This is a genomic window from Pseudomonas sp. ITEM 17296 (genome assembly GCF_028895205.1).
In the GTDB taxonomy this organism is placed as follows: domain Bacteria; phylum Pseudomonadota; class Gammaproteobacteria; order Pseudomonadales; family Pseudomonadaceae; genus Aquipseudomonas; species Aquipseudomonas kermanshahensis.
In genome coordinates, this window is sequence record NZ_WJRS01000005.1 from 55,596 (window position 1) to 79,191 (window position 23,596).

A 23,596-nucleotide genomic window follows, 5' to 3' on the forward strand; every position below is an offset into this window, starting at 1 on the left:
GTTGCGTACATCGCTTGATGCAGATGTCGTGCCGACTTGGCGGGAGAGGAATGCAACAAGCGTGCTCAAAATTACCACCGGTTCATGAAATTTTCACAAATGAGGCTGCCGAAGGTCGGAAAGTACCGTAAACACGGGGCGGGACTTGTCTGATGGTGTGCCACAACTCTGGCGGTTTTCAAATTCAAAACCTGCCATAAAAGTCAATGTGTTACCGGCAACTGTTCATGCGGAGTCATTCGTGTGGGTAAAAGCGTAGTGGTGTGCTCGTTTGCGGCCTCATTTTGGTGCGAAAAGTAGCGGTGTGTTACCGCGACTGTGCAGGCAGCAGGTATTCATGAACTTAAAGTGTGCAGTGTCGGGCTGCTGTTGCATGCCGGCGTGCGCGAAGCAAGGTATCCTTGCGCAATGTTCCCGTGTCTCGCGGGCCCGTTATCGAGTATTGGAGGTTGGTAGTGGTTGAGATGGATTCGCGTTTGCAGCAAGACACCTATGTACTTGGAGACTTTCCGTTGTGCCGTGTGTTGCTCAGCAAAGACGCCAATTACCCTTGGTTCATCCTGGTGCCGCGTCGCCCTGGAGTGAGCGAATTGTTCGACTTGAGCCAGGAAGACCAGGCGCAACTGTGGAAAGAAACTACGTGCCTGGCTGAAGCGCTGAAGGGCGAATTCAACGCTGACAAGATGAACGTTGCCACCCTGGGTAACGTAGTCAGCCAGATGCACATGCACGTCATTGTCCGTCACACGCATGACGCCGCTTGGCCAGCGCCGGTATGGGGCAAAGTGCCCGCCGTCGAGTATGCGCCGGGGCAAGTCGATGCCATTGGTCAGCGCCTGCGCGCGCTGCTCAACGATGACTACCAGCAGGTGGCCTGAAGTGTCCTCTGAATCGCGAATCATCGAGCTGGAAACCCGCCAGGCCTTCCAGGACGACACGCTTCAGGCGCTCAATGATGTAGTGGTTGAGCAAGGGCGTGTGATCGAGCGCCTGCAACTGCAGATGGCCGAGCTGCTCAAGCGTTACGAAGAAATGGTGGGGCAATACGGCAGCGAAGGTGAAGAGGCGCCGCCCCCTCATTATTGAGTTGAGGCAGCCCTGGCCTTGCACCAGGGCTGCACACGGTCAGCGACGGGTTACCGCGACCACATCTTCGGCCTGCAGGCCTTTGTCACGGTGCATGACCGAAAACTCGACGCGCTGGCCTTCGACCAGAATGCGGTGGCCTTCGCCGCGGATGGCGCGGAAGTGCACAAAGATGTCATCGCCCGAATCGCGGGAAATGAAGCCAAAGCCTTTGGACGTGTTGAACCACTTGACGGTGCCCGTATCGCGGTTGCCGGCCTCCAAGGGGGCACTTTGGCTGGTGCGGGCTTTTCGGTTGGCTCGGGCGAAGCCCGCAGCCAGGTGCAGCACCACGGCCAAGGCCGCGCAGACCAGGGCGGCCAGGTTGCCCATTTCGGGGCGAGCCAGCAGCGTCAGGGTCTGCAATACCACGGCCACCACCAGCAAGGCGCAAGCCAGGTGCTGCAATTGTTGCCGGGCACCTCGGTAATACAGCGGCACGACCGGGGCCAATACCAGGTTAAGCAGGCCGAGCAGTGCCAGGTAGACCGCGTCGGGTTGCTGCAGGAAGGGTGTTGCGTCGGTTTTCAGGCTGGGTATGAGCGATAGCAGCAAAGCCGCTACGCCCGTCACCAGATGGACGATCTTGAACATGGGTTGGCTCACAGTTGACAAGCTGATCACAGGAAGAGCTGGCGACACGGTGCGCATGAGGTGTAAAGCGCGAACACGTGGTGGGCCAGCCTATGCACCCGGCAATAACAGTCCGCACGGGTGGCACCCTGCCTATTTAACAGCAAAGGCGCAGGCTACTCAAACCGCAGGCCGCCACAGCCGATGTGTTGCGCCATGTCACAGGCGGGTTGCGCCAAGTGTTGATACAGTTGGAAGGGCCCGCTTGATCATCAAGCCTTATGGAAAGGGGAACTTCATGGCAATTGATATCGGTATCAGTGAAGAAGATCGCAAGTCTATCGTCGATGGGCTGTCCCGCCTGTTGTCGGATACCTACGTGCTGTATCTGAAAACCCATAACTTTCACTGGAACGTCACCGGTCCGTCGTTCCGTACCCTGCACCTGATGTTCGAAGAGCAATACAACGAGCTGGCGCTGGCGGTGGACTCGATTGCCGAGCGGATCCGTGCCTTGGGCTTCCCGGCACCGGGGTCCTATGCTTTTTATGCGCGGCATTCTTCGATCAAGGAAGAGGAGGGCGTGCCGGCCGCGGAGGAGATGATCCGTCAGCTGGTGCAGGGCCAGGAGGCGGTCGTGCGCACCGCGCGCAGCATCTTCCCGGTGGTGGACAAGGTCAGCGATGAACCGACCGCCGACCTGTTGACTCAGCGTATGCAGGTGCACGAGAAGACCGCCTGGATGCTGCGCGTCTTGCTGGACGGCCAATAGTCGCCGCGTAGCGTCAGAAACGTCTGAAAAGCCCGGCTGCCGGCAGTGCAGCCGGGCTTTTTACGTTTCTGCGGGAAGGTTTTGCCGCTGCTTCGAAGGCGCAGGCTGGCGCTTCATGGTTGCCCTAGGGCCCCGGGTACAGGGGCAATGGCAGTCGCGATGGAGTGGCCGGATGATAGGCATGATGCAACAAGACAAGCGAGGCGGTGGTCAGGGGCGTTGGCCGGGCAAGCAATGCGTCGACCCCTTCAAGGCCGACTTTGACATGCTGCAGATCAGGCCGGTGTCGCGTTCGGTCCGGCTCAACGGGTTTTCCACCTGCCTGCGCCTGGAAGCGGTCTACTGGGGGATCCTGGAGCGTATCGCCGAGGCCAACCGCTGCTCGGTCAGCGCGGTGTTGTCCTACGTGGACCGCGAGGTGCATCTGCGCCAGGGCGGGGTGCGCAACTTCAGTGGCCTGATCCGCGTCATCTGCGTCGCCTGGTTGCTCGATCCGCCGAGTGCACGCTGATCGCCAGGCGGGCTGCGCAGTGCTTGCTAACCATATATAATCCCGCTTTTTGCTGCCCCGGCAGCCAGTGTTATGGTTGACGAGAGACACCCATGCCCCTTTATGACTATCAATGTGCGTCCTGCGAGCACCGCATGGAAGTGCTGCAGAAGATCAGCGCTGCGCCGCTGACCGATTGCCCGGCCTGTCAGGCGCCGGCACTGAAGAAGCTGCTGTCGGTACCCGGTTTTCGCCTGAGCGGCACCGGCTGGTACGAAACCGACTTCAAGACCGGGGCAAAAAAGAACCTTGCAGGCGGCGACAAAGCCGACTGAGTTGAATGCTGTGACCGGGTCTTGCAGTATTAGCCCTCTGGGCGGCCAAGGCCTCCACCGAATACACGAATCACGAGAAGCGAAACCACCATCATGATGCGCAGCCATTATTGCGGCCAACTGAACGAGAGCCTGGACGGCCAGGAAGTCACCCTTTGCGGCTGGGTCCATCGTCGCCGCGACCACGGCGGGGTGATCTTCCTCGACATCCGTGACCGCGAGGGCATGGCCCAGGTCGTATTCGACCCCGATCGCGCCGAAACCTTCGCCGCCGCCGACCGTGTGCGCAGCGAATACGTCGTGCAAGTCACCGGCAAGGTTCGCAAGCGCCCTGACGGTGCGGTGAATGCCAACATGGCCTCCGGTGCCATCGAGATCCTTGGCTACCAGCTGACCGTGCTCAACGAAGCGGAAACCCCGCCGTTCCCGCTCAACGAATACTCCGACGTTGGCGAGGAAACCCGCCTGCGCTACCGCTTCATCGACCTGCGTCGCCCGGAAATGGCCGACAAGCTGCGCCTGCGTTCGCGCATCACCAGCAGCATCCGTCGCTTCCTCGACGAGAACGGCTTCCTCGACGTCGAGACGCCGATCCTCACCCGTGCCACGCCCGAAGGCGCGCGCGACTACCTGGTACCGAGCCGTACCCACGCAGGCAGCTTCTTCGCCCTGCCGCAGTCGCCTCAGCTGTTCAAGCAGCTGCTGATGGTGGCCGGTTTCGACCGCTACTACCAGATCGCCAAGTGCTTCCGCGACGAAGACCTGCGTGCTGACCGCCAGCCGGAATTCACCCAGATCGACATCGAGACCAGCTTCCTCGATGAGTCCGAGATCATGGGCCTCACCGAGAGCATGATCCGCAAGCTGTTCAAGGAAGTCCTGGACCTGGAGTTCGGTGAATTCCCGCACATGACCTTCGAAGAAGCCATGCGCCGTTACGGTTCCGACAAGCCAGACCTGCGTAACCCGCTGGAGCTGGTCGACGTTGCCGACCAGTTGAAGGATGTCGACTTCAAGGTATTCGCCGGCCCGGCCAACGATCCGAAGTGCCGCGTTACCGCCCTGCGCGTGCCAGGCGCCGCCAGCATGCCGCGCAGCAAGATCGACGAGTACACCAAGTTCGTCGGCATCTACGGTGCCAAGGGCCTGGCGTACATCAAGGTCAACGAGCGCGCCAAAGGTGTTGAAGGCCTGCAGTCGCCGATCGTCAAGAACATCCCTGAAGCCAACCTCAACGTGATCCTCGATCGCGTTGGCGCGGTCGATGGCGACATCGTCTTCTTCGGTGCCGACAAGTTCAAGATCGTCAGCGAGGCCCTGGGCGCACTGCGCATCAAGGTCGGCAACGACTTCAACCTGCACACCTGCGAGTGGGCACCGATGTGGGTCGTCGACTTCCCGATGTTCGAAGAGAACGAAGACGGCAGCTTTACCGCGCTGCACCACCCGTTCACCGCGCCGAAGTGCTCGCCAGAAGAGCTCGAGGCCAACCCGGCCACAGCCCTGTCCCGTGCCTACGACATGGTCCTGAACGGTACTGAGCTGGGTGGCGGTTCGATCCGTATCCACCGCAAAGAGATGCAGCAGGCGGTGTTCCGTCTGCTGGGTATCGAAGCGGCAGAACAGGAAGAGAAGTTCGGCTTCCTGCTCGACGCCCTGAAGTTTGGTGCACCGCCTCACGGTGGTCTGGCCTTCGGCCTGGACCGCCTGGTCATGCTGATGACCGGCGCCCAGTCGATCCGCGAAGTGATCGCCTTCCCGAAAACCCAGAGCGCTGCCTGCGTCATGACCCAAGCCCCAGGCATGGTCGACGCCAAGGCCTTGCGCGAGCTGCACATCCGCCTGCGCGAACAGACCAAGGTCGAGTAAGCGGGCCCCGGGCGCATCCAGATGGATGCGCCTTTGCGTTACGGCGCAGGTATTTTTGTCGTTGCGCCCCGTCAGGGGCGCAATTGTTTGTGTTTCAAAGAATTTGGAGTCGTTATGGCTGGTCATTCCAAGTGGGCGAACATCAAGCACCGCAAAGAGCGCCAGGATGCCAAGAGAGGCAAGATCTTCACCAAGTGGATTCGCGAGCTGACCGTAGCTGCCAAGCAAGGCGGTGGTGACCCGGCGTCCAACCCGCGTCTGCGCCTGGCCCTGGACAAGGCGCTCGGCGCCAACATGAGCCGCGATATCATCGACCGTGCCGTGGCCCGTGGTGCTGGCACCAACGAAAGCGACAACGTCGAAGAGCTCAGCTACGAGGGCTACGGCCCAGGTGGCGTGGCGATCATGGTCGAGGCCATGACCGACAACCGCAACCGTACCGCGGCTGCCGTGCGTCATGCCTTCACCAAGTGTGGCGGCAACCTCGGTACCGACGGTTCGGTGGCTTACCTGTTCGAGCGCAAGGGCCAGATCAGCTTCGCGCCGGGCGTTGATGAAGACGCCTTGATGGAAGCCGCGATGGAGGCCGATGCCGACGACGTCGTCGCCAATGACGATGGTTCGTTCGACGTCTTCACCTCGTTCAACAGCTTCTATGCCGTGCGTAATGCCCTGGAAGAGGCTGGCTTCAAGGCCGATGACGCCGAAATCGTCATGCAGCCGACCACCAGTGCCGAACTGGATCAGGAAGGTGCGGAGAAGGTGATCAAGCTGATCGACATGCTTGAAGACCTGGATGATGTGCAGAACGTCTATTCCAATGCGCAGATTTCCGACGAGATCATGGAAAAACTCGGCTAAGGTTTTCCTTTGGCCTTTGCGGCCATTCGCGGGCAAGCCCGCTCCCACAGCTACCGCACGGTTCCTGTGGGAGCGGGCTTGCCCGCGCATGGCCACTACTGATTGCAACAACATTGCAGGCGTTATGACTCTGATTCTTGGTATCGACCCCGGCTCGCGCATCACCGGGTATGGCGTTGTGCGCCAGACTGCCCGTGGTTGCGAGTACGTGGCGTCGGGTTGTATCCGCACGGGCAGTGGTGAGTTGCACGAACGACTGCAGATTGTCTTTCGCGGTGTCAGTGAGATCATCAAGCTGCACGAGCCGGTGACCATGGGCATCGAACGGGTGTTCATGGCTCGCAACCCCGACTCGGCGCTCAAACTCGGCCAGGCCCGCGGTGCGGCAATCGTCGCCGCCGCCGAGGCCGGCCTGGAAATCGCCGAGTACAGTGCCACCCAGGTCAAGCAGGCCGTGGCGGGTACGGGTGGGGCCAACAAGGAGCAAGTGATGATGATGGTCATGCACCTGCTCAAGCTTACGAAGAAGCCGCAGATCGACGCCTCCGACGCCCTGGCCATCGCCCTGTGCCATGCCCACACCCGTTCCAGTCTGGTACCGCACGGCCTGGCCACGGCACGGCGTCGCGGCGGGCGCTTGCGTCTGTAGTCGCTTCATGCGGTGATACACATTTTGTTCAGGTGAAGCGTTCACCTGAGGCATTTGCTGATAGGGTTGAGCGGTCTTTGATCGGCTCCCCAAGAGGAAGGATCGGAACGTGATTGGACGTTTGCGCGGCACCCTGGCGGAAAAGCAACCGCCACACCTGATTATCGACGTCAATGGCGTGGGCTATGAGCTGGAAGTGCCCATGACCACCCTGTATCGCCTGCCCAAGGTCGGCGAAACGGTAACCGTGCATACCCACCTGGTGGTGCGCGAAGACGCGCACCTGCTGTACGGGTTCCACGAAAAGCGCGAGCGCGAACTGTTCCGCGAACTCATTCGCCTCAATGGCGTTGGGCCGAAGCTGGCGCTGGCCTTGATGTCGGGCCTGGAAGCCGACGAGCTGGTGCGCTGCGTGCAGGCCCAGGACACCTCGGCCCTGGTGCGCGTACCCGGTGTCGGCAAGAAGACCGCCGAGCGTTTGCTGGTCGAACTCAAGGACCGCTTCAAGGCCTGGGAAACTTCACCGGCCATGTTCACCCTGGTGTCTGACGGGCCGGTGCCGGTCAGCAGTGCCTCCACGGCCGAGGCCGATGCCGTCAGTGCGCTGGTTTCCCTGGGCTACAAGCCGCAGGAAGCCAGCAAGGCAGTGTCCGCCATCAAGGACAAGGCAGGCCTGAGCAGTGAAGAGCTGATCCGCGCCAGCCTTAAAGGGATGATTACCAAGTGATCGAAGCCGACCGTCTGATCGCCGCCAGTGGGCGTGACCGCGAAGAGGTCCAGGACCGCGCGATCCGCCCCCTGCGCCTGGACGAATACATCGGGCAGCCGGTGGTGCGTGAGCAGATGTCGCTGTTCATCCAGGCGGCTCGTGGTCGCAGCGAATCACTCGACCATACCTTGATCTTTGGCCCGCCCGGGTTGGGCAAGACCACCTTGGCCAACATCATCGCCCACGAGATGGGCGTTTCGGTCAAGAGCACCTCGGGGCCGATCCTCGAGCGCCCGGGTGACCTGGCGGCGATGCTGACCAACCTCGAACCCCATGACGTGCTGTTCATCGACGAAATTCACCGGCTTTCACCGGTGGTCGAAGAAGTGCTCTACCCCGCGATGGAAGACTTCCAGCTCGACATCATGATCGGCGAAGGGCCTGCCGCCCGCTCGATCAAGCTCGACTTGCCGCCGTTCACCTTGGTGGGTGCCACCACCCGCGCCGGCATGCTGACCAACCCTTTGCGTGACCGCTTCGGCATCGTCCAGCGCCTGGAGTTTTACAGCGACAAGGACCTGGCAACCATCGTCAGCCGCTCCGCTGGCATTCTGGGCCTGGTCATCGAAGACCAGGGCGCCTTCGAGATTGCCCGCCGCGCCCGTGGCACGCCGCGTATCGCCAACCGCCTGCTGCGCCGTGTGCGCGACTATGCCGAAGTGCGCGGCAAGGGCCAGATCACCAAGGCTGTGGCCGACTTGGCGCTGAACCTGCTGGACGTCGACGAGCGTGGTTTCGACCATTCCGACCGCCGCTTGCTGTTGACCATGATCGAGAAGTTCGACGGTGGCCCGGTGGGGGTGGACAACCTCGCCGCCGCCATCAGTGAAGAGCGTCATACCATCGAAGACGTGCTTGAACCCTACCTGATCCAGCAGGGTTACATCATGCGTACGCCGCGCGGCCGTGTGGTCACCCGGCATGCCTACCTGCACTTTGGCCTGAATGTTCCTGGGCGTTTGGGGGAGGGTGGTGATTTTTCCGAGCCAGGCGATGAATGACAGATCAAAACCGGCTTTTTGTGGTCCTACCGCTGGCATGCCCTCGGCGCGCTGGCAATAAGACATTAATGAGAAAAAACAGTTGCCGCAGCGGATTGGCAAGCTGAGGAGTAAGCACTAGAGTATGCGCGCGCAAAATCAGCTCGAACCGTTCGCCCACCGTTGTCGCGTCTACTACGAAGACACCGATGCGGGCGGCGTGGTGTATTACGTCAACTACCTGAAATTCATGGAGCGCGCGCGTACCGAGCGGCTGCGGAACCTGGGCTTTTCCCAGTTGCAGTTGGCCGGGGAGAACCTGCTGTTCGTGGTCCATTCCAGCGAGGCACGCTACCACGCGCCGGCGCGGTTGGACGATGAACTGCGGGTGACCGCGCAAGTACTTGAACTCAATCGTGCCAGCCTGCGCTTCGTGCAGCAGGTCTGGCGGGAAAAGGATGAAACGCTGCTCTGCGAGGGGCAGTTCCTGGTGGCCGCCGTGCGCGCCGACACTTTCAAACCCCGAGCCATACCCCCCAAGCTGCGCGACGCCTTTATGGCGGACGGCTCGGGTACTCAATCGAATGCAGGAGAATAAGCGTGGAAGCTAACGTCGTCGACCATACCTCCATGTGGAGTCTGGTCAGCAATGCCAGCGTGGTAGTACAGCTGGTAATGCTGATCCTTGTGGCCGCCTCGGTCACCTCATGGATCATGATCTTCCAGCGCAGCACCATGCTGCGCGCCGGTCGTCGAGCGCTGGATGCCTTCGAGGAGCGTTTCTGGTCGGGTATCGACCTGTCCAAGCTGTACCGTCAGGCCGGCAGCAACCCAGACCCGGATTCGGGTGTGGAGCAGGTCTTCCGTGCAGGCTTCAAAGAGTTCTCGCGCCTGCGTCAGCAGCCGGGTGTAGACCCGGATGCGGTCATGGAAGGCGTTGGCCGAGCCATGCGCGTGGCCATTTCGCGTGAAGAAGAAAAGCTCGAGCAGAGCCTGCCGTTCCTCGCCACCGTCGGTTCGACCAGCCCGTACATCGGCCTGTTCGGTACCGTATGGGGCATCATGAACTCCTTCCGCGGCCTGGCCAGCGCCCAGCAAGCCACCCTGGCCACGGTTGCCCCCGGTATTGCCGAAGCGTTGATCGCCACTGCGATCGGCCTGTTCGCAGCAATCCCAGCCGTTATCGCGTACAACCGTTTCGCCGCGCGCAGCGAAGTGCTGATCGGTCGTTACTACACCTTCGCCGACGAGTTCCAGGCGATCCTGCACCGCAAAGTGCACACCAGCGAAGAGTAATCAGGTAGAAGCCCATGGCCCGAGTTCGCCACAAACGCAAGCCGGTCGCCGAGATGAACGTGGTGCCCTACATCGACGTGATGCTGGTGCTGCTGGTCATCTTCATGGTGACGGCCCCAATGCTCAACCAGGGCGTGAAGGTCGACCTGCCCAAGGTTTCCAGTGAAGCCTTGCCGCAGGACAACAACGTCCAGATCCTCACCATTTCCATCAAGGCCGACAAGACCTACTACTGGAACCTCGGCAGCGAAGTCGATACCGACAAGCAGATGGACAAGGCCATGACCTTGCCCGACATGACCAACGCAGTGACCAAGATCATTGCCGCCGGCCGTGACCAGGGCAAGCAGACACAGGTCTTCATTCGTGGCGACAAGGCTGTCGACTACGGCGCGGTCATGGGTGCCATGGGCGGGTTGCAGAAGGCCGGTGTCGGTAACGTTGGCCTGATTACCGAGGCGCCCTGATGCAACAGCGAGAGCCATCCGCCTCGGAAAGCTACTTCTGGCCCAGTGTCTGGGCCATCGGTCTGCACGTGCTGGTGTTCGGCATGCTGTTCGTCAGTTTTGCCATGACGCCTGAACTGCCGCCTTCCAAGCCGATCGTCCAGGCTACCCTGTATCAGCTGAAGTCCAAGAGCCAGGCGACTACCCAGACCAATCAGAAGATTGCCGGGGAAGCGAAGAAAACCGCCTCGCGCCAGACCGAAGTCGAGCAGTTGGAACAGAAGAAGGTCGAGCAAGAGGCCGTGAAGGCCGCGGAACAAAAGAAAGCCGACGCCGCTCAAAAGGCCGAAGAGGCTCGCGAAGCCGCCGAGGCCAAGAAGGCTGAAGCCGCTGAAGCCAAGAAGGCTGAGGAGGCTGCCAAGGCCACCGAGGCCAAGAAAGCCGCCGAAGCCAAGAAAGCCGAGGAGGCGAAGAAGGCCGCCGAGAAACAGCAGGCCGACATCGCCAAGAAGAAGGCTGAGGAAGAGGCCAAGAAGAAAGCCGACGAGGAGGCCAAGAAAGAGGCCGCCGAAGAAGCGAAAAAGCAAGCCGCCGAGGACGCCAAGAAAAAGGCAGCCGAAGAGGCCAAGAAGAAAGCAGCCGAGGACGCCAAGAAGAAAGCGGCGGCCGAGGACGCGAAGAAGAAGGCAGCTGAAGAGGCCAAGAAAAAGGCCGCTGCAGACGCCCAGAAGAAAAAGGCACAGGAAGCGGCCCGCAAGTCGGCGGAAGACAAGAAAGCTCAGGCCCTGGCCGAGCTGTTGTCCGACACCACAGAGCGGCAGCAGGCACTGGCTGACGAGCAAGGCGACCAGGTGGCCGGCAGTTTCGACGACCTGATCCGTTTGCGAGCGGCCGAAGGCTGGGCGCGTCCGCCTTCCGCGCGTAAGGGCATGACGGTGGTCCTGCAGATCAACATGTTGCCAGATGGCACCATCACCAATGCCAGCGTTCTGCGCTCCAGTGGCGACGGTCCGTTCGACAGTTCGGCGGTGGCAGCAGTGAAGAACATCGGTCGTCTGACCGAAATGCAGGGTATGAAGCCGAGCGATTTCAATCAGTATCGTTCGTTCAAGATGACATTTACACCTGAGGATCTAGCGTTGTGATTAAACGTCTGAGAGGACTGCTGGTCATGCTCTGCTGCGTAGCAGGCATGGCGGTAGCAGATGAAAAGAACATCCTGGTCACCAGTGGCAGTGACCGGGCTACTCCCATCGCGGTAGTGCCGTTCGGTCTGCAGGGTGGCAGCGTGCTGCCCGAAGACATGGCCGAGATCATCGGCAACGACCTGCGCAATTCCGGCTACTACTCGCCGATTCCGCGTCAGAACATGATCAGCCAGCCTTCCCAGGCCAGCGAAGTCATCTTCCGTGACTGGAAAGCGCTGGGTGCGCAGTACGTCATGGTCGGCAGCATCGTGCCGTCCGGTGGCCGCCTGCAGGTGCAGTACGCCCTGTTCAACGTCGCTACCGAGCAGCAAGTGCTGACCGGTAGCGTGGCGGGCAGCGTCGACCAGTTGCGCGACATGTCGCACTACATCGCCGACCAGTCGTTCGAAAAACTCACCGGCATCAAGGGTGCGTTCTCGACCCGCATGCTCTACGTGACGGCCGAGCGTTTCTCTACCAACAACACCCGTTACACCCTGCAGCGTTCGGACTACGACGGTGCCCGCGCAGTGACCCTGCTGCAATCGCGCGAGCCGATCCTGTCGCCACGCTTTGCACCGGATGGCAAGCGCATTGCCTATGTGTCGTTCGAGCAGAAGCGCCCGCGCATCTTCGTTCAGCACATCGACACCGGTCGCCGTGAGCAGGTCACCAACTTCGAAGGCCTCAACGGTGCGCCTGCCTGGTCGCCGGATGGTTCGCGCCTGGCGTTCGTGCTGTCCAAAGATGGCAACCCGGACATCTACGTGATGAACGTGGCGTCGCGTCAGATCAGCCGTGTCACTGCCGGCCCGGGTATCAATACCGAGCCGTTCTGGGGCAAAGATGGCAACACCCTGTACTTCACCTCCGACCGTGGCGGCAAGCCGCAGATCTACAAGCAGTCGGTCAGTGGCGGTGGTGCCGAGCGCGTAACTTTCGTGGGTAACTACAACGCCAACCCGAAACTTTCGGCGGACGAAAAGACGCTGGTGATGATTCACCGTCAGCAGGGCTTCACCAACTTCAAAGTGGCGGCACAGGACTTGCAACGCGGAAGTGTAAAGATTCTCTCGGAAACAAGTCTTGATGAGTCTCCCACTGTTGCGCCAAACGGCACCATGCTAATCTACGCCACCCGCCAGCAGGGCCGGGGAGTCTTGATGCTCGTGTCGCTTAATGGCCGCGTGAGGCTCCCACTTCCTACCGCTCAAGGCGAAGTCAGAGAACCGTCCTGGTCCCCTTTCCTGAACTGATTGCGGCGTAATACGTTTTGCTTAACACACTGGGGTTTCATTAGGAGTTTCACGATGGAAATGCTGAAGTTTGGTAAATTCGCTGCGCTGGCTCTGGCCATGGCTGTAGCTGTAGGTTGCTCCTCGAAAGGCGGTGACAACGCTGGTGAAGGCGCTGTTGACCCGAACGCTGGCTACGGTGCCAACACTGGCGCTGTTGACGGCTCCCTGAGCGAAGAAGCCGCCCTGCGCGCAATCACCACCTTCTACTTCGAATACGACAGCTCGGACCTGAAGCCAGAAGCCATGCGCGCTCTGGACGTTCACGCCAAGGACCTGAAGTCCAACGGCAACCGCGTTGTTCTGGAAGGCAACACCGACGAGCGCGGCACCCGCGAGTACAACATGGCTCTGGGTGAGCGTCGTGCCAAGGCCGTTCAGCGTTACCTGGTTCTGCAGGGCGTTTCCCCTGCTCAGCTGGAACTGGTCTCCTACGGTGAAGAGCGTCCGGTTGCCACTGGCAACGACGAGCAATCCTGGGCTCAGAACCGTCGCGTAGAACTGCGTAAGTAAGTTCCTATGCGAATGTGCCGCCGTGTTGTAACCGTCCTCGCACTCAGCCTGCCGCTCGCGGCCTGGGCTGAGGTCCCTGTAGTAGATGACAACGCGGGTGGGTATCCACCTGCGGGTTATGGCACGAGCGGCGCCTATGCCGGGGCAGGGGCTTCGACCCCTGCCTCAGCACAGGGCCAGCTGTTCATGCAGCTGCAACAGATGCAGGATCAGCTTTCCCGCCAGCAAGGCATCATCGAAGAGTTGCAAAACGATGTGTCGCGCATGAAGCAGGAAAACCTGGAGCGATACCAGGATCTGGACCGTCGCATCAATAGTGGTGCCGCGCCTGCCGCGACCCCTGATAATTCCGCTACCGGTGGCGCATCCAATGCCGCCGCCGGTGCAGCAGCAGGCGCCGCTGGCGCTGCTGCACAACAACCGGCCGCCAGCAGCGAGCCCGGTGATCCGGCGAAAGAAAAGCTCTACTACGATGCTGCTTTCGACCTGATCAAGCAGAAGGACTTCGACAAGGCCAGCCAGGCGTTCAACGCCTTCCTGCGCAAGTACCCCAACAGCCAGTACGCCGGCAACGCCCAGTACTGGCTGGGTGAGGTGAACCTGGCCAAGGGCGACCTGCCGGGTGCCAGCCAGGCCTTCGCTCAGGTGAGCCAGAAGTACCCCAAGCACAGCAAGGTGCCTGATTCGCTGTACAAGCTGGCCGACGTCGAGCGCCGCATGGGCCACACCGACAAGGTCAAAGGCATTCTGCAACAGGTCATCACCCAGTACCCCGGCACCTCTGCCGCACAGCTGGCGCAGCGCGACCTGCAGAAGCTCTAAGCAGCACCTTTCAAAAGAAACCCGCGCGAGTCGCGGGTTTTTTCGTTAGAATCAGTGCCCTTTTTCCTAAACACGCTGCTGCGGATAACGCCATGTCGAGTCCGCGACAGTGCCTGACGGAGGCGGACAGCCTGTTTAGCTGTCACGCCCGTGGCGATCATGCAAGACACATTACGCATCACCGAAGTCTTTTACTCGTTGCAGGGTGAAACACGAACGGCTGGGCTGCCCACGGTATTCGTGCGCCTGACCGGCTGCCCCCTGCGCTGTCAGTACTGCGACAGTGCCTACGCCTTCACCGGCGGCACTATTCGCACCCTCGATTCGATCATGGAGCAAGTGGCCGGCTTCAAGCCGCGCTACGTCTGTGTCACCGGTGGCGAACCGCTGGCCCAGCCCAATGCCTTGCCTTTGCTCCAGCAGCTGTGCGATGCCGGCTACGAGGTCTCGCTCGAGACCAGTGGCGCCCTGGATATTTCCGGTACCGACACCCGCGTCAGCCGTGTGGTCGACCTGAAGACCCCAGGCTCCGAGGAGTCGCACCGCAATCGCTACGAGAACATCGAGCACCTGACCCGCAACGACCAGGTCAAGTTCGTGATCTGCTCCCGTGAGGATTATGACTGGGCCGTGTCCAAGCTGATCCAGTACAACCTGGTCGAGCGTGCCGGTGAGGTGTTGTTCTCGCCCAGCCACCATCAGGTGAGCGCAAGTGACCTGGCCGACTGGATCGTTGCCGACAACCTGCCCGTACGCTTCCAGCTGCAGCTGCACAAGCTGCTGTGGAACGACGAACCCGGACGTTGATTGAGGAGTTGCAGTACATGACTGAGAAACGCGCGGTAATCTTGCTGTCCGGTGGCCTGGACTCGGCCACGGTGGTGGCCATGGCCAAAGCCGAAGGCTACAGCTGCTACACCATGAGTTTCGACTATGGCCAGCGTCATCGGGCCGAGCTCGATGCTGCCGCCCGTGTGGCGCGTGACCTGGGTGTGGTCGAGCACAAGGTCATTGGCCTGAGCCTGGACGGTATCGGTGGCTCGGCCCTCACCGACAGCAGCATCGACGTGCCGGAAACCCCAGGCGAAGGCATCCCGGTCACCTACGTACCGGCGCGCAACACCGTTTTCCTGTCCTTGGCCCTGGGCTGGGCGGAAGTGCTCGAAGCGCGTGACATCTTCATCGGCGTCAATGCCGTGGATTACTCCGGTTACCCGGACTGCCGCCCCGAATTCGTCGAAGCCTTCGAGCGCATGGCCAACCTGGCGACCAAGGCGGGTGTCGAAGGGCAGGGCTTCCGCATCCAGGCACCGTTGCAGAACATGAGCAAGGCGCAGATCGTTCAGGCGGGCATCGCCCGGGGTGTGGATTACAGCCTGACGGTTTCCTGCTACCAAGCTGACGATCAAGGCCGTGCCTGCGGCAAGTGCGACAGCTGCCGCCTGCGTGCTGATGGCTTCAAGGCTGCCGGGGTGACCGACCCGACGCGTTATTTTTGATTTTTTTTATGGCGAGGTGTTGATTTCCCGTTAGAAATCAGTATTATACGCGCCATCCAACGGGTCGTTAGCTCAGTTGGTAGAGCAGTTGGCTTTTAACCAATTGGTCGTAGGTTCGAATCCTACACGACCCACCATACGCAGTAAGTCAAAGCCCGCTACCGGCAACGGTAGCGGGCTTTGTCGTTTCTGGCGCGAACTGCCGGTTACTCAGCCCACTCTGGATCCCCGGTAAACACCACGGTCAACCAACGGTCCGGCCCTTCGCCGCCCACGGCATCGCCGATCTCATTGCGCAACGCATCCCATTCATCGATGGTTTTCGCGCCCATGCCGGTAGGCACGATGAAGTACAGCTCGATCTCCCGCGAACGCCCTACCTTGGCCACATAGGCGCGGTACGACTGCAGCCCATGGCGCGCGACGAAGGCCTTGGCGACTTCATCGACATGCAGTTTGAGGTCTCCCGGCGTCACCAGGAATATCTCTGAAAACGCCTGGCGTACCACCGACAGCGGCAATGGAATGATCACCAGGCAGACCAGTGCCAGCACCGCCGGGTCGATGTACGGGGACATCCATTCCCACTGCGTGCCCTGCACCGCATAACCAAAGCAGAAAGCGATCAGCAACGCGGCGGTGATGCTCGCTGACATCACCCAACCCTTGACGTCCATGCGTACGAAGTCCGACCCCAGCTTGCGGTTTGCCCGGGCTTCGACGACTGCGATGGTCACGCAGGCGATCACGGTCAGTACCGCGTAGACCATGGCGATGCCGAACTCCAAGTGCCGCCCGCCTTGCAGCACGCTGCTGACGGCGTTGATCAACGCATAGATGGCTACGCCGCTGAGCAGGATGCCATTGAGCGCTAGCACCATGGGTTCCAGGTGCCAGAAGCCCATGGTGAAGCGCTCACGCAGCTTGCGTGACATCTGCAGGCTGGTGGCGTGAGAGGTGATCAGCTTGACCACCACCAGCGACAGGCCGCTCATGCTGGCGTCGACCAGCGAGTAAACGCCGTCGAAGATGATCGAGAACGAGCCCGAGGCCAGGCCGAAGGCAATGCCGATGGTGGCGATGAACAGGGTAACGGCGATCGAGGTGCGTAGCAGGCCTTGTTCGCTGGTGATGTCGAAGAACGGTTGTTTGTTTTGGGGATCCATGAAATGAGCTCAGTCGTAACGAAGTAACTATCTTCAGTGTTGCGCAATTATTGTAGGAGCGGCCTTGTGTCGCGATCGGGCTGCAGAGCAGCCCCAAGATTTCAGAGGCGTCGCCGATAGTGCTGGGGCTGCTGTGCAGCCCTTTCGCGACACAAGGCCGCTCCTACACGCGAAATTGTTCCATCAGCGCCTGTTGTTGATTGGCCAGCCGGTTCAGCGCCTGGCTTATCCGCGCCGATTCATCGGCCTGGCCAGCCAGCGATTCTGTCACATCACGAATACCTGCCACGTTACGGTTCACTTCCTCGGCCACCGCACTTTGTTCCTCGGCCGCCGACGCGATCTGCAGGTTCATGTCGCTGATCACCGCCACCGCCTCGCCGATACGCTGCAGGGCCGGCAGCGCCTGTTCCATGCGCGTTGCGCTGGCCTGGGCTTGGCGCTGGCCCTCATGCATGGCGCCCACCACATCTTGGGTGCCTTGCTGCAGGCCCTCGATGACCTGGCGGATTTCCTCGACCGACACCTGAGTGCGTTGGGCCAGGCTGCGCACTTCATCGGCGACCACGGCGAAGCCACGGCCAGCCTCGCCGGCGCGGGCCGCTTCGATGGCGGCATTGAGCGCCAGCAGGTTGGTCTGCTCGGCAATCGCACGGATCACCTCTAGCACCGAGCCGATCTGATCGCTGCGGCTTTCCAGGGTGCGCGCCTCGTCCATCGCGGTGTTCATGTCGGCTGCCAGGCGGTCGATGGCCTGGCGGGTGCTGGCAATCAGTTGCAGGCCTTCGCGGCTTGCCTGGTCGGCGCCACGGGCCGCCTGGGCGGCCTGGGAGGCGTTGTGGGCTACATCCAGCGCGGTGGCGCTCATTTCGTTGGCCGCGGTGGCGACCTGCTCGATTTCCCGGTGCTGTTGCTGCATGCCGTTACTGGTCTGGCTGGCGATGGCGGCGGACTGGTCGGCAGTGCCACGGGCTTCCTGCAGCGAGCCTTTGACCTGGGCGATCACCGGCTGGAGTTTGTCGAGAAAGCGGTTGAACCAGCCGGTCAGTTGGCCCAGTTCGTCCTCGCGGGCATAGTCCAGGCGGCGCGTGAGGTCACCCTCGCCGCTGGCGATGTCTTTCAGGCGTGCGGCGACGGCGAGAATCGGCCGCGTCACGCCGCGCGCGGTCAGCCAGACCAGTACCAGGCCCAGCACAGCGGCGCCAAGGCCGATCAGCAGGCTGGTGAGGTTGGCAGTTTGGTTGTGCGCACCCAGGCGTTGGTTGAGCGCCATGGCCGGTGCTTGCAGCACGCTTTCAGGCAACTCCAGCAACACTTGCCAGGGCGCTGCGTCGGGGATGGGGCTGAACGGGTGAGCAACGCGCAGCAAGCCGTGTGGTACCGCCGCGTCCAGCGCCTTGCCGAGCTGGCTGCTGTCGCGGCTGTGGCCCGCCAGCAGGCCGGCCGGGCTGACGATGCTGACCTGGCCCTGGCCGTCGAACAGCTCCTGGCGGCCGTTCAGGCTCAACTGCTGCAGGTTGTCCAGGCCTATGTCCAGGCCGACCACGCCGACGACCTTGCCGTTTTCCAGCAGGGGCAGGGCAATGCTGGTCATCAGCACCTGGCGGCCGTTGACTTCGTCGAGGTACGGCTCGAGCATGCAGGTCCGGGCGGTTTCTTGCGGGCAGGTCAACCAGCGGTTTTGCGGGCTGCCGCTGGTGCTGGTGCGGGTGTCGGCGAGCATCGCCTCAGGCATGGCTTCTTGCTCCAGGGTGCCTGGGCGTGGCTGCGACCAGTACAGCGAGAAGCGCCCGCTGTCGTTGCTGCCCACGGCCTCCTGGGCGACGAACTGGCTGTCCTGGTGGTCCAGCGCGTCCGGCTGGAACACCAGGTACAGGCCGATCACATCCGGGTTGCTGGCCAGGCTGGCGCGCGCCTCGCGGGTCAGCTCGCCACGCAAGTCGTTGCCGCCGCGGGCCTTCAGCACCTGTACCAGGCGTCGGAAGCCATTACCGTGCTGATAGGCGTCCATGAAATAGCGCTGGATACGCAGCGCCTGGGTTTCGGCGTGCGCCTGCAGGCGCAGGCGCGCGCTGTGGTCGAGCATTTCCGAGTTGGCCTGGCTGACCAATGCCGCGCTGCGCCGGGCCTGGGTCAGCGAGGTGGTGACCAGCAGTGCGACGATGGCCAGCAGGCACAAGCCGGCAAGCAGGGTGATCTTCCACTGGATGGAGAGGCGACGCAGCGACATGAGGGCTTTCCTTTTCGATCAAGGACAACGCCCGCGGTCAGGCGCGGGCGTTGTCGGCAGCGTGGGTCATTCAGCGATGCAGTTCGGTGGCGCAACCCTGAAGGCCTTGGTCAGCCAGGCCAGGTAGATCACCCCGAGCAGTGCCCAAAGCCCGCCGAACATCAACGAGTGCGCGTTCAGGTCCAGCCACAGCGAAACGATGATGCAGAAGCCGATGGTCGGCAGTACCAGGTACTTCAGCTTGTTGGCCAAGCCTTTGCGGTTGCCTTCGCGCAGGTAGCAGTGGTTGATCACCGACAGGTTGACGAAGCTGAACGCGACCAGGGCGCCGAAGTTGATGATCGACGTGGCGGTGACCAGGTCGAAGAAGATCGCCGACAGCGAGATCAGCCCGACCACGGCGATGTTCATCACCGGTGTCTTGTAGCGCGAGTGCAGGCGGGCAAAGATGCTGGCCGGGATTACATTGTCGCGGCCCATCACGTACAGCAGGCGCGAGACGCTGGTCTGAGAGGCCAGGCCCGAGGCGATGGTATTGATCACGGTGCAGGCGATGAACACCGACTGGAACAGCTTGCCGCCCACGTACAGGGCGATCTCCGGCAGGGCGGCTTCCTGGTCATGGAAGCGCGCCATGGTCGGGAAGTAGGCCTGGATGAAGTACGAGACCAGGATGAACACCATCCCGCCGATCAGCGCGGTCAGGAAGATGGCCCGTGGGATGGTCTTGCCTGGGTCGCGGGTTTCTTCAGACAGGCACGTCACTGCGTCGAAGCCCAGGAACGAGAAGCACAGGATGGTGGCACCAGCGGCCAAGGCGCTGAGGTGGGTCTGGTTGTCGGCGAACGGCAGCAGGCTCCAGGTGGTGCCCAGCCCTTCGCCGTGGCCCAGGCCACGCACGCAGAGGTAGATGAACACCGCAATGATCGCGACCTGCACCGCCACGAACAACAGGTTGAAGTGCGCCACCAGGTTGATACTGCGCATGTTGATCAGGCTGATCAGGCTGACGAACCCGGCCACCCAGACCCACGCCGGCACTTCGGGGAACATGGCCGATAGGTAGAGCTTGGCCAGCAAGGCATTGACCATGGGCAGCAGCAGGTAGTCCAGCAGCGATGACCAGCCCACCAGGAAGCCCACGTGCGGGTTGATGGCGCGCTGGGTGTAGGTGTAGGCCGAACCCGATTGCGGGAAGCGTCGTACCAGGGTGCCGTAGCTCACCGCCGTGAACAGGATACCGGCCAGCGCCAGGATGTAGGCGCTGGGCACGTGCCCGGCGGTGATGCCGGAAACAATGCCGAAGGTGTCGAACACGGTCATCGGCGTCAGGTAGGCCAGGCCGATGATCACCACGTGCCAGAGGCGCAGGGATTTGCGGAATTGGTCGCCGCCGGAAGCGCTGTGGTCAGGCTGCATGCTGGCGTGGCTCCTGCGGCTGGACGTGAACGGCGGGCACAGTGAGTTGCGCATGCGGCAAGGGCGAGCGGGTGGGCTCCATGTTGTTCACCTTTATTGTTCGGAGCAGAGGGAGGCGCGTGCGAGGCGCCGGTTGTTCTTTGTGGGGTGGGCGCGGTGCAAGTGGTGAAAATAAAAAACGATGGGTAGGTTGGTGTCAAGTTAAACATGACAAGATGTTGCCAAACTGAAACATTTATCGATTTCAATGGGGTTTTGTTCAGTTTTTGCGCGGTTTTTTGCGGTTTTGATCGATTTAGATGTTCGTAAAATTGAACAAATAGGATGTTTCCTATGGGCCTATCAGACGGGTCCTAAAAGCGGGATTTCTCGGCTTCGGCCACCACCTGCCAGAGGCTGCGGTGATATTCTTCAGGCCTTGCGTGGCACCTTGGCCACGTGTAAGCCCTTATGGACAGCATTCGGTTCTATTCATGAAGAAATCAGTAGGCATCCTTACCGGCCTGGCTATCGCCATTGCCGTCGCAACCACCGCTGGCGCCTGGTACACCGGCGAGCGCTTGCCTGCGGAGCTGGAATATTCCGTCAACCGCAGCAACGCCGAACTGAAAAAAGCCCTGGTGGGCGTCGGTGGCAGCCTGACCGTCGAACTGGTCTCGCTGGATCGGCACTTCTTCAGCAGTACCGCCCAGTACCGGCTCAAGGCCAAGGACATCAACCTGGGCGACGACGAAGTGGTCAGTTTCGATGTAGGCATGACCGACCAGATCGAGCATGGCCCATTCCCGTGGTCGCGGGTCAAGGCACTGAAGCTGATGCCCGTGCTGGCTGTCAGCAACAGCACCCTGCAGAAGGACGATTTCACCGCCCCCTGGTTCGCGGCAGCGGGCGAACAGGCGCCGGTCAGCGCGCAGACCAGCCTGGGCTACGGCGGCAACGTCGACAGCACGGTCCTGCTGGCCCCGCTCAAGGTCAACGAAACCGACGGCAACAGCCTCGCGTTCTCGGGCATGCAGTTGCAGCTCAGCGGCGACCGCGAAGGCAAGGCGACGAAATTCCAGGGCAGCGCCGAGCGCTTCGAAATGAAGTGGGTGCACGACGATCAGCCGCCTGCCACCTTCGAGCTGAAGGGCTTGAAGGTCGACGGCGACCTGGCCGCCACCCAGCACGATGCGATCTATGTCGGCAAGGTCGACCTGTCGCTGGCGGAAACCAAGGTGACCTTGGGGCCCAAGCAGCAGGTGCTGTCGATCAAAGGCTTTGAGCAGAAAGCCCAGCAAGCCCTCGACGGCCCGGACACCGTCGGTGGGCGCGCGGATTACACGCTGGCGGATATCACCTGGGACGGCCGCGCCGTCGGCAATGCGCAGATGGCCGTGAGCATCAAGTCGGTCAATGCGCCGGCGCTGCAAGCGCTGTCGCACTGGTACCAGGCGCACTTGCCGGAGTTCGAGGCTGCAGCCGCAGCGGGCCAGGCAGTGCCACAGATCCAGATGGGCGAAGCCGAGAAGGCCAAGTTCCAGGCTGACCTGCAGCAGCTGCTGGCCTCCAAGCCCAAGCTCGCGGTAGAAAACCTGTCGTTCAAGACCGCCAACGGCGAGAGCCGCTTCAACCTGGCAATGGACTTCGCCAGCCCGTCCTCCTTCGACCTGCCGCCCGACCAGCTGAGCAAACAACTGATCACCGAGGTCAAGACGTCGCTGTCGCTGTCCAAGCCGATGATCGGTGACCTGGCAACCTTGCAGGCACTTTTGGAAGGGCAGACCGATGCCCAGGCCATCGCCATGCAGTCGAGCCAGGCAGGTGAAATGGTTGGCATGATGGCGCTGCAGAGCGGCATGGCCACGGTGCAGGGCAACGACGTGGTGACCCGCCTGCACTATGCCGATGGCATGGTCGACTTCAATGGCCAGAAGATGACCGTAGAGGAGTTCGCCATGCTGATGTCCATGCGTCTTGCCGCCTTGCAGCCGCAAGGTTGATTCGCTAAGCCTGCCCCGGCTCGTTCGCCGGGGCAGGCTGCATAAAAACCCCTTTTGAATTCCCTCGATTGTCTGTAGCCTTCGGCGTCCGATAATAATCCGCGCCCGCAGAGGGCCGTGATGGCCTGCGCGCCGTCCGGCGCCCTTAGCCGATCTGCCAGGGCCGGGTGATACACTCGATTTGATGCGCGCACGCGCTTGCAGGTCCAGCGATCATGACCCAGATTTCCGAACGCCTGTTGGTTCAGGCCCACCTCGACGCCAAACAGCTCAACCCGCTGACAGCCGAGCAGGAGGCCGAATACCGTGCGGCCATCGCTGCCGAGCTCAAGGCCCAGAACGCCGTGCTGGTCGCCCATTACTACTGCGACCCGGTCATCCAGGCGCTGGCCGAAGAAACCGGCGGCTGCGTATCCGACTCGCTGGAAATGGCCCGCTTCGGCAAGAACCACCCCGCCGAAACCGTGATCGTCGCCGGCGTGCGCTTCATGGGTGAGACGGCAAAAATTCTCACCCCCGAAAAACGCGTGCTGATGCCCACCCTTGAAGCCACCTGCTCCCTCGACCTGGGTTGCCCGGTCGAAGCGTTTTCGGCCTTCTGCGACCAGCACCCGGAACGCACCGTGGTGGTGTATGCCAATACCTCGGCGGCCGTGAAGGCCCGTGCCGATTGGGTGGTGACCTCGAGCTGCGCACTGGAGATTGTCGAAAGCCTGATGGACAACGGCGAGACCATCATCTGGGGCCCGGACCAGCACCTGGGCCGTTACATCCAGAAGCAGACCGGTGCCGACATGCTGCTGTGGGACGGTGCGTGCATCGTCCACGAAGAGTTCAAGTCGCGTCAGTTGGCCGACATGAAGGCGCTTTACCCGGATGCCGCTATTCTGGTCCACCCCGAATCGCCAGAATCGGTGATCGACCTGGCTGACGCGGTTGGCTCCACCAGTCAGTTGATCAAAGCCGCGCAGACCCTGCCGAACAAGACCTTCATCGTCGCGACCGACCGCGGCATCTTCTACAAGATGCAGCAGCTGTGCCCGGACAAGGAATTCGTCGAGGCCCCGACTGCCGGTAACGGTGCTGCGTGCCGCAGCTGCGCGCACTGCCCGTGGATGGCGATGAACACGCTGGAGCGGGTGTTGGAATGCTTGCGCACGGGCAGCAACGAGATTTTCGTTGATCCGGCGTTGGTGCCCAAGGCGATCAAACCGCTTAACCGCATGCTGGATTTCACCCAGGCGGCGCGCTTGAAGCTTTCGGGTAACGCCTGAAAATGCTGGGGCCGCTCTGCGGCCCATTCGCAGCACAAGGCTGC

The 23,596-nt window shown here is 61.5% G+C and carries 25 protein-coding genes and 1 tRNA gene; 22 read left to right on the forward strand and 4 right to left on the reverse strand.

Annotation, left to right across the window (positions count from 1 at the left end):
- Positions 1-455: 455 nt before the first annotated feature.
- Entirely contained in the window at positions 456-878 is a 423-nt protein-coding gene (locus tag GIB19_RS07785; RefSeq protein WP_274885126.1) for an HIT family protein, read from the forward strand.
- A gap of 1 nt (position 879) precedes the next feature.
- Entirely contained in the window at positions 880-1,086 is a 207-nt protein-coding gene (locus tag GIB19_RS07790) for a SlyX family protein (RefSeq protein WP_027594674.1), read from the forward strand.
- A gap of 39 nt (positions 1,087-1,125) precedes the next feature.
- Here GIB19_RS07790 and GIB19_RS07795 read toward each other — a convergent pair whose 3' ends face one another.
- Positions 1,126-1,719 carry a cold-shock protein gene (locus GIB19_RS07795; RefSeq protein WP_027594673.1) on the reverse strand — a complete coding sequence of 198 codons (594 nt, stop codon included), beginning with the start codon at positions 1,717-1,719 and terminating at the stop codon, positions 1,126-1,128.
- 277 nt (positions 1,720-1,996) lie between these two features.
- On the opposite strand from GIB19_RS07795, the gene GIB19_RS07800 reads away from it, so the two are divergent.
- The 18 genes from GIB19_RS07800 to GIB19_RS07885 all read left to right on the forward strand — a co-directional run bounded on the left by GIB19_RS07800 (position 1,997) and on the right by GIB19_RS07885 (position 15,618).
- Positions 1,997-2,470 carry a Dps family protein gene (locus GIB19_RS07800; protein WP_027594672.1) on the forward strand — a complete coding sequence of 158 codons (474 nt, stop codon included), beginning with the start codon at positions 1,997-1,999 and terminating at the stop codon, positions 2,468-2,470.
- Positions 2,471-2,651: 181 nt separating this feature from the next.
- Positions 2,652-2,981: a ribbon-helix-helix domain-containing protein gene (locus GIB19_RS07805; RefSeq protein WP_027594671.1), complete on the forward strand. Its 330-nt coding sequence runs from the start codon at positions 2,652-2,654 to the stop codon at positions 2,979-2,981.
- Positions 2,982-3,073: 92 nt separating this feature from the next.
- Positions 3,074-3,295 carry an FmdB family zinc ribbon protein gene (locus tag GIB19_RS07810; protein WP_027594670.1) on the forward strand — a complete coding sequence of 74 codons (222 nt, stop codon included), beginning with the start codon at positions 3,074-3,076 and terminating at the stop codon, positions 3,293-3,295.
- A 93-nt stretch (positions 3,296-3,388) separates the two neighbouring features.
- Positions 3,389-5,164 carry an aspartate--tRNA ligase gene (gene aspS / locus GIB19_RS07815; protein WP_027594669.1) on the forward strand — a complete coding sequence of 592 codons (1,776 nt, stop codon included), beginning with the start codon at positions 3,389-3,391 and terminating at the stop codon, positions 5,162-5,164.
- Between the two features lie 114 nt (positions 5,165-5,278).
- Positions 5,279-6,025, forward strand: coding sequence for a YebC/PmpR family DNA-binding transcriptional regulator (locus GIB19_RS07820; protein ID WP_027594668.1), 747 nt, complete (start codon positions 5,279-5,281; stop codon positions 6,023-6,025).
- A gap of 124 nt (positions 6,026-6,149) precedes the next feature.
- Complete coding sequence (gene ruvC, locus GIB19_RS07825; RefSeq protein ID WP_027594667.1) at positions 6,150-6,674, forward strand: crossover junction endodeoxyribonuclease RuvC; 525 nt, start codon at positions 6,150-6,152, stop codon at positions 6,672-6,674.
- Between the two features lie 109 nt (positions 6,675-6,783).
- Positions 6,784-7,401 carry a Holliday junction branch migration protein RuvA gene (gene ruvA / locus GIB19_RS07830; protein ID WP_027594666.1) on the forward strand — a complete coding sequence of 206 codons (618 nt, stop codon included), beginning with the start codon at positions 6,784-6,786 and terminating at the stop codon, positions 7,399-7,401.
- Complete coding sequence (gene ruvB, locus GIB19_RS07835) at positions 7,398-8,444, forward strand: Holliday junction branch migration DNA helicase RuvB (protein WP_027594665.1); 1,047 nt, start codon at positions 7,398-7,400, stop codon at positions 8,442-8,444. Before ruvA ends, ruvB begins: the two co-directional genes overlap by 4 nt.
- Before the next feature lie 124 nt (positions 8,445-8,568).
- Complete coding sequence (gene ybgC / locus GIB19_RS07840) at positions 8,569-9,021, forward strand: tol-pal system-associated acyl-CoA thioesterase (RefSeq protein WP_099430210.1); 453 nt, start codon at positions 8,569-8,571, stop codon at positions 9,019-9,021.
- Positions 9,022-9,023: 2 nt separating this feature from the next.
- Positions 9,024-9,719, forward strand: a complete 696-nt coding sequence (gene tolQ / locus GIB19_RS07845; protein ID WP_008090219.1) for a protein TolQ — start codon at positions 9,024-9,026, stop codon at positions 9,717-9,719.
- A gap of 14 nt (positions 9,720-9,733) precedes the next feature.
- On the forward strand, positions 9,734-10,186 hold the full coding sequence (gene tolR, locus GIB19_RS07850; RefSeq protein ID WP_012273765.1) for a protein TolR: 453 nt from the start codon (positions 9,734-9,736) through the stop codon (positions 10,184-10,186).
- Entirely contained in the window at positions 10,186-11,310 is a 1,125-nt protein-coding gene (gene tolA / locus GIB19_RS07855; protein ID WP_033694212.1) for a cell envelope integrity protein TolA, read from the forward strand. Before tolR ends, tolA begins: the two co-directional genes overlap by 1 nt.
- Before the next feature lie 26 nt (positions 11,311-11,336).
- The gene (gene tolB, locus GIB19_RS07860) at positions 11,337-12,608 is read left to right on the forward strand and encodes a Tol-Pal system beta propeller repeat protein TolB (RefSeq protein WP_033694211.1); all 1,272 of its coding nucleotides are present in this window, start codon (positions 11,337-11,339) and stop codon (positions 12,606-12,608) included.
- A gap of 54 nt (positions 12,609-12,662) precedes the next feature.
- Positions 12,663-13,160, forward strand: coding sequence for a peptidoglycan-associated lipoprotein Pal (gene pal / locus GIB19_RS07865; protein WP_008090230.1), 498 nt, complete (start codon positions 12,663-12,665; stop codon positions 13,158-13,160).
- Positions 13,161-13,166: 6 nt separating this feature from the next.
- Positions 13,167-13,982, forward strand: coding sequence for a tol-pal system protein YbgF (gene ybgF, locus GIB19_RS07870; protein ID WP_027594661.1), 816 nt, complete (start codon positions 13,167-13,169; stop codon positions 13,980-13,982).
- Positions 13,983-14,141: 159 nt separating this feature from the next.
- The gene (gene queE, locus GIB19_RS07875; RefSeq protein ID WP_099430960.1) at positions 14,142-14,789 is read left to right on the forward strand and encodes a 7-carboxy-7-deazaguanine synthase QueE; all 648 of its coding nucleotides are present in this window, start codon (positions 14,142-14,144) and stop codon (positions 14,787-14,789) included.
- A gap of 17 nt (positions 14,790-14,806) precedes the next feature.
- A complete protein-coding gene (queC, locus tag GIB19_RS07880; RefSeq protein ID WP_238215835.1) occupies positions 14,807-15,481 on the forward strand; it encodes a 7-cyano-7-deazaguanine synthase QueC in 675 nt (224 codons plus the stop codon).
- Between the two features lie 61 nt (positions 15,482-15,542).
- Positions 15,543-15,618 (forward strand) — tRNA-Lys (locus GIB19_RS07885).
- A 69-nt stretch (positions 15,619-15,687) separates the two neighbouring features.
- Here the strand turns inward: GIB19_RS07885 and GIB19_RS07890 are convergent.
- From GIB19_RS07890 to GIB19_RS07900, 3 genes are all read right to left on the reverse strand, one after another.
- The gene (locus tag GIB19_RS07890; protein ID WP_265969899.1) at positions 15,688-16,647 is read right to left on the reverse strand and encodes a cation diffusion facilitator family transporter; all 960 of its coding nucleotides are present in this window, start codon (positions 16,645-16,647) and stop codon (positions 15,688-15,690) included.
- Positions 16,648-16,810: 163 nt separating this feature from the next.
- A complete protein-coding gene (locus tag GIB19_RS07895) occupies positions 16,811-18,877 on the reverse strand; it encodes a methyl-accepting chemotaxis protein (protein ID WP_027594657.1) in 2,067 nt (688 codons plus the stop codon).
- Positions 18,878-18,943: 66 nt separating this feature from the next.
- On the reverse strand, positions 18,944-20,296 hold the full coding sequence (locus GIB19_RS07900; protein WP_274885131.1) for an APC family permease: 1,353 nt from the start codon (positions 20,294-20,296) through the stop codon (positions 18,944-18,946).
- A 473-nt stretch (positions 20,297-20,769) separates the two neighbouring features.
- Here GIB19_RS07900 and GIB19_RS07905 point away from each other — a divergent pair, with 473 nt between their 5' ends.
- Both GIB19_RS07905 and nadA read left to right on the forward strand, forming a co-directional pair.
- Positions 20,770-22,278: a YdgA family protein gene (locus GIB19_RS07905; RefSeq protein ID WP_274885132.1), complete on the forward strand. Its 1,509-nt coding sequence runs from the start codon at positions 20,770-20,772 to the stop codon at positions 22,276-22,278.
- A gap of 215 nt (positions 22,279-22,493) precedes the next feature.
- Positions 22,494-23,552 (forward strand): quinolinate synthase NadA, encoded by a 1,059-nt coding sequence (gene nadA / locus GIB19_RS07910; RefSeq protein ID WP_085272423.1) that lies wholly within the window; start codon positions 22,494-22,496, stop codon positions 23,550-23,552.
- Positions 23,553-23,596 lie beyond the last annotated feature (44 nt).

Coding starts and splice junctions, on each gene's coding strand:
- ruvC (WP_027594667.1), top strand. CDS start 6,150: ATGACTCTGATTCTTGGTATCGACCCCGGCTCGCGCATCACCGGGTAT.
- queC (WP_238215835.1), top strand. CDS start 14,807: ATGACTGAGAAACGCGCGGTAATCTTGCTGTCCGGTGGCCTGGACTCG.
- GIB19_RS07810 (WP_027594670.1), top strand. CDS start 3,074: ATGCCCCTTTATGACTATCAATGTGCGTCCTGCGAGCACCGCATGGAA.
- GIB19_RS07800 (WP_027594672.1), top strand. CDS start 1,997: ATGGCAATTGATATCGGTATCAGTGAAGAAGATCGCAAGTCTATCGTC.
- GIB19_RS07900 (WP_274885131.1), bottom strand. CDS start 20,296: ATGCAGCCTGACCACAGCGCTTCCGGCGGCGACCAATTCCGCAAATCC.
- GIB19_RS07805 (WP_027594671.1), top strand. CDS start 2,652: ATGATGCAACAAGACAAGCGAGGCGGTGGTCAGGGGCGTTGGCCGGGC.
- GIB19_RS07795 (WP_027594673.1), bottom strand. CDS start 1,719: ATGTTCAAGATCGTCCATCTGGTGACGGGCGTAGCGGCTTTGCTGCTA.
- GIB19_RS07905 (WP_274885132.1), top strand. CDS start 20,770: ATGAAGAAATCAGTAGGCATCCTTACCGGCCTGGCTATCGCCATTGCC.
- ybgF (WP_027594661.1), top strand. CDS start 13,167: ATGCGAATGTGCCGCCGTGTTGTAACCGTCCTCGCACTCAGCCTGCCG.
- aspS (WP_027594669.1), top strand. CDS start 3,389: ATGATGCGCAGCCATTATTGCGGCCAACTGAACGAGAGCCTGGACGGC.
- tolA (WP_033694212.1), top strand. CDS start 10,186: ATGCAACAGCGAGAGCCATCCGCCTCGGAAAGCTACTTCTGGCCCAGT.
- tolR (WP_012273765.1), top strand. CDS start 9,734: ATGGCCCGAGTTCGCCACAAACGCAAGCCGGTCGCCGAGATGAACGTG.
- GIB19_RS07820 (WP_027594668.1), top strand. CDS start 5,279: ATGGCTGGTCATTCCAAGTGGGCGAACATCAAGCACCGCAAAGAGCGC.
- queE (WP_099430960.1), top strand. CDS start 14,142: ATGCAAGACACATTACGCATCACCGAAGTCTTTTACTCGTTGCAGGGT.
- tolB (WP_033694211.1), top strand. CDS start 11,337: ATGCTCTGCTGCGTAGCAGGCATGGCGGTAGCAGATGAAAAGAACATC.
- GIB19_RS07890 (WP_265969899.1), bottom strand. CDS start 16,647: ATGGATCCCCAAAACAAACAACCGTTCTTCGACATCACCAGCGAACAA.
- pal (WP_008090230.1), top strand. CDS start 12,663: ATGGAAATGCTGAAGTTTGGTAAATTCGCTGCGCTGGCTCTGGCCATG.
- ybgC (WP_099430210.1), top strand. CDS start 8,569: ATGCGCGCGCAAAATCAGCTCGAACCGTTCGCCCACCGTTGTCGCGTC.
- GIB19_RS07895 (WP_027594657.1), bottom strand. CDS start 18,877: ATGTCGCTGCGTCGCCTCTCCATCCAGTGGAAGATCACCCTGCTTGCC.
- nadA (WP_085272423.1), top strand. CDS start 22,494: ATGACCCAGATTTCCGAACGCCTGTTGGTTCAGGCCCACCTCGACGCC.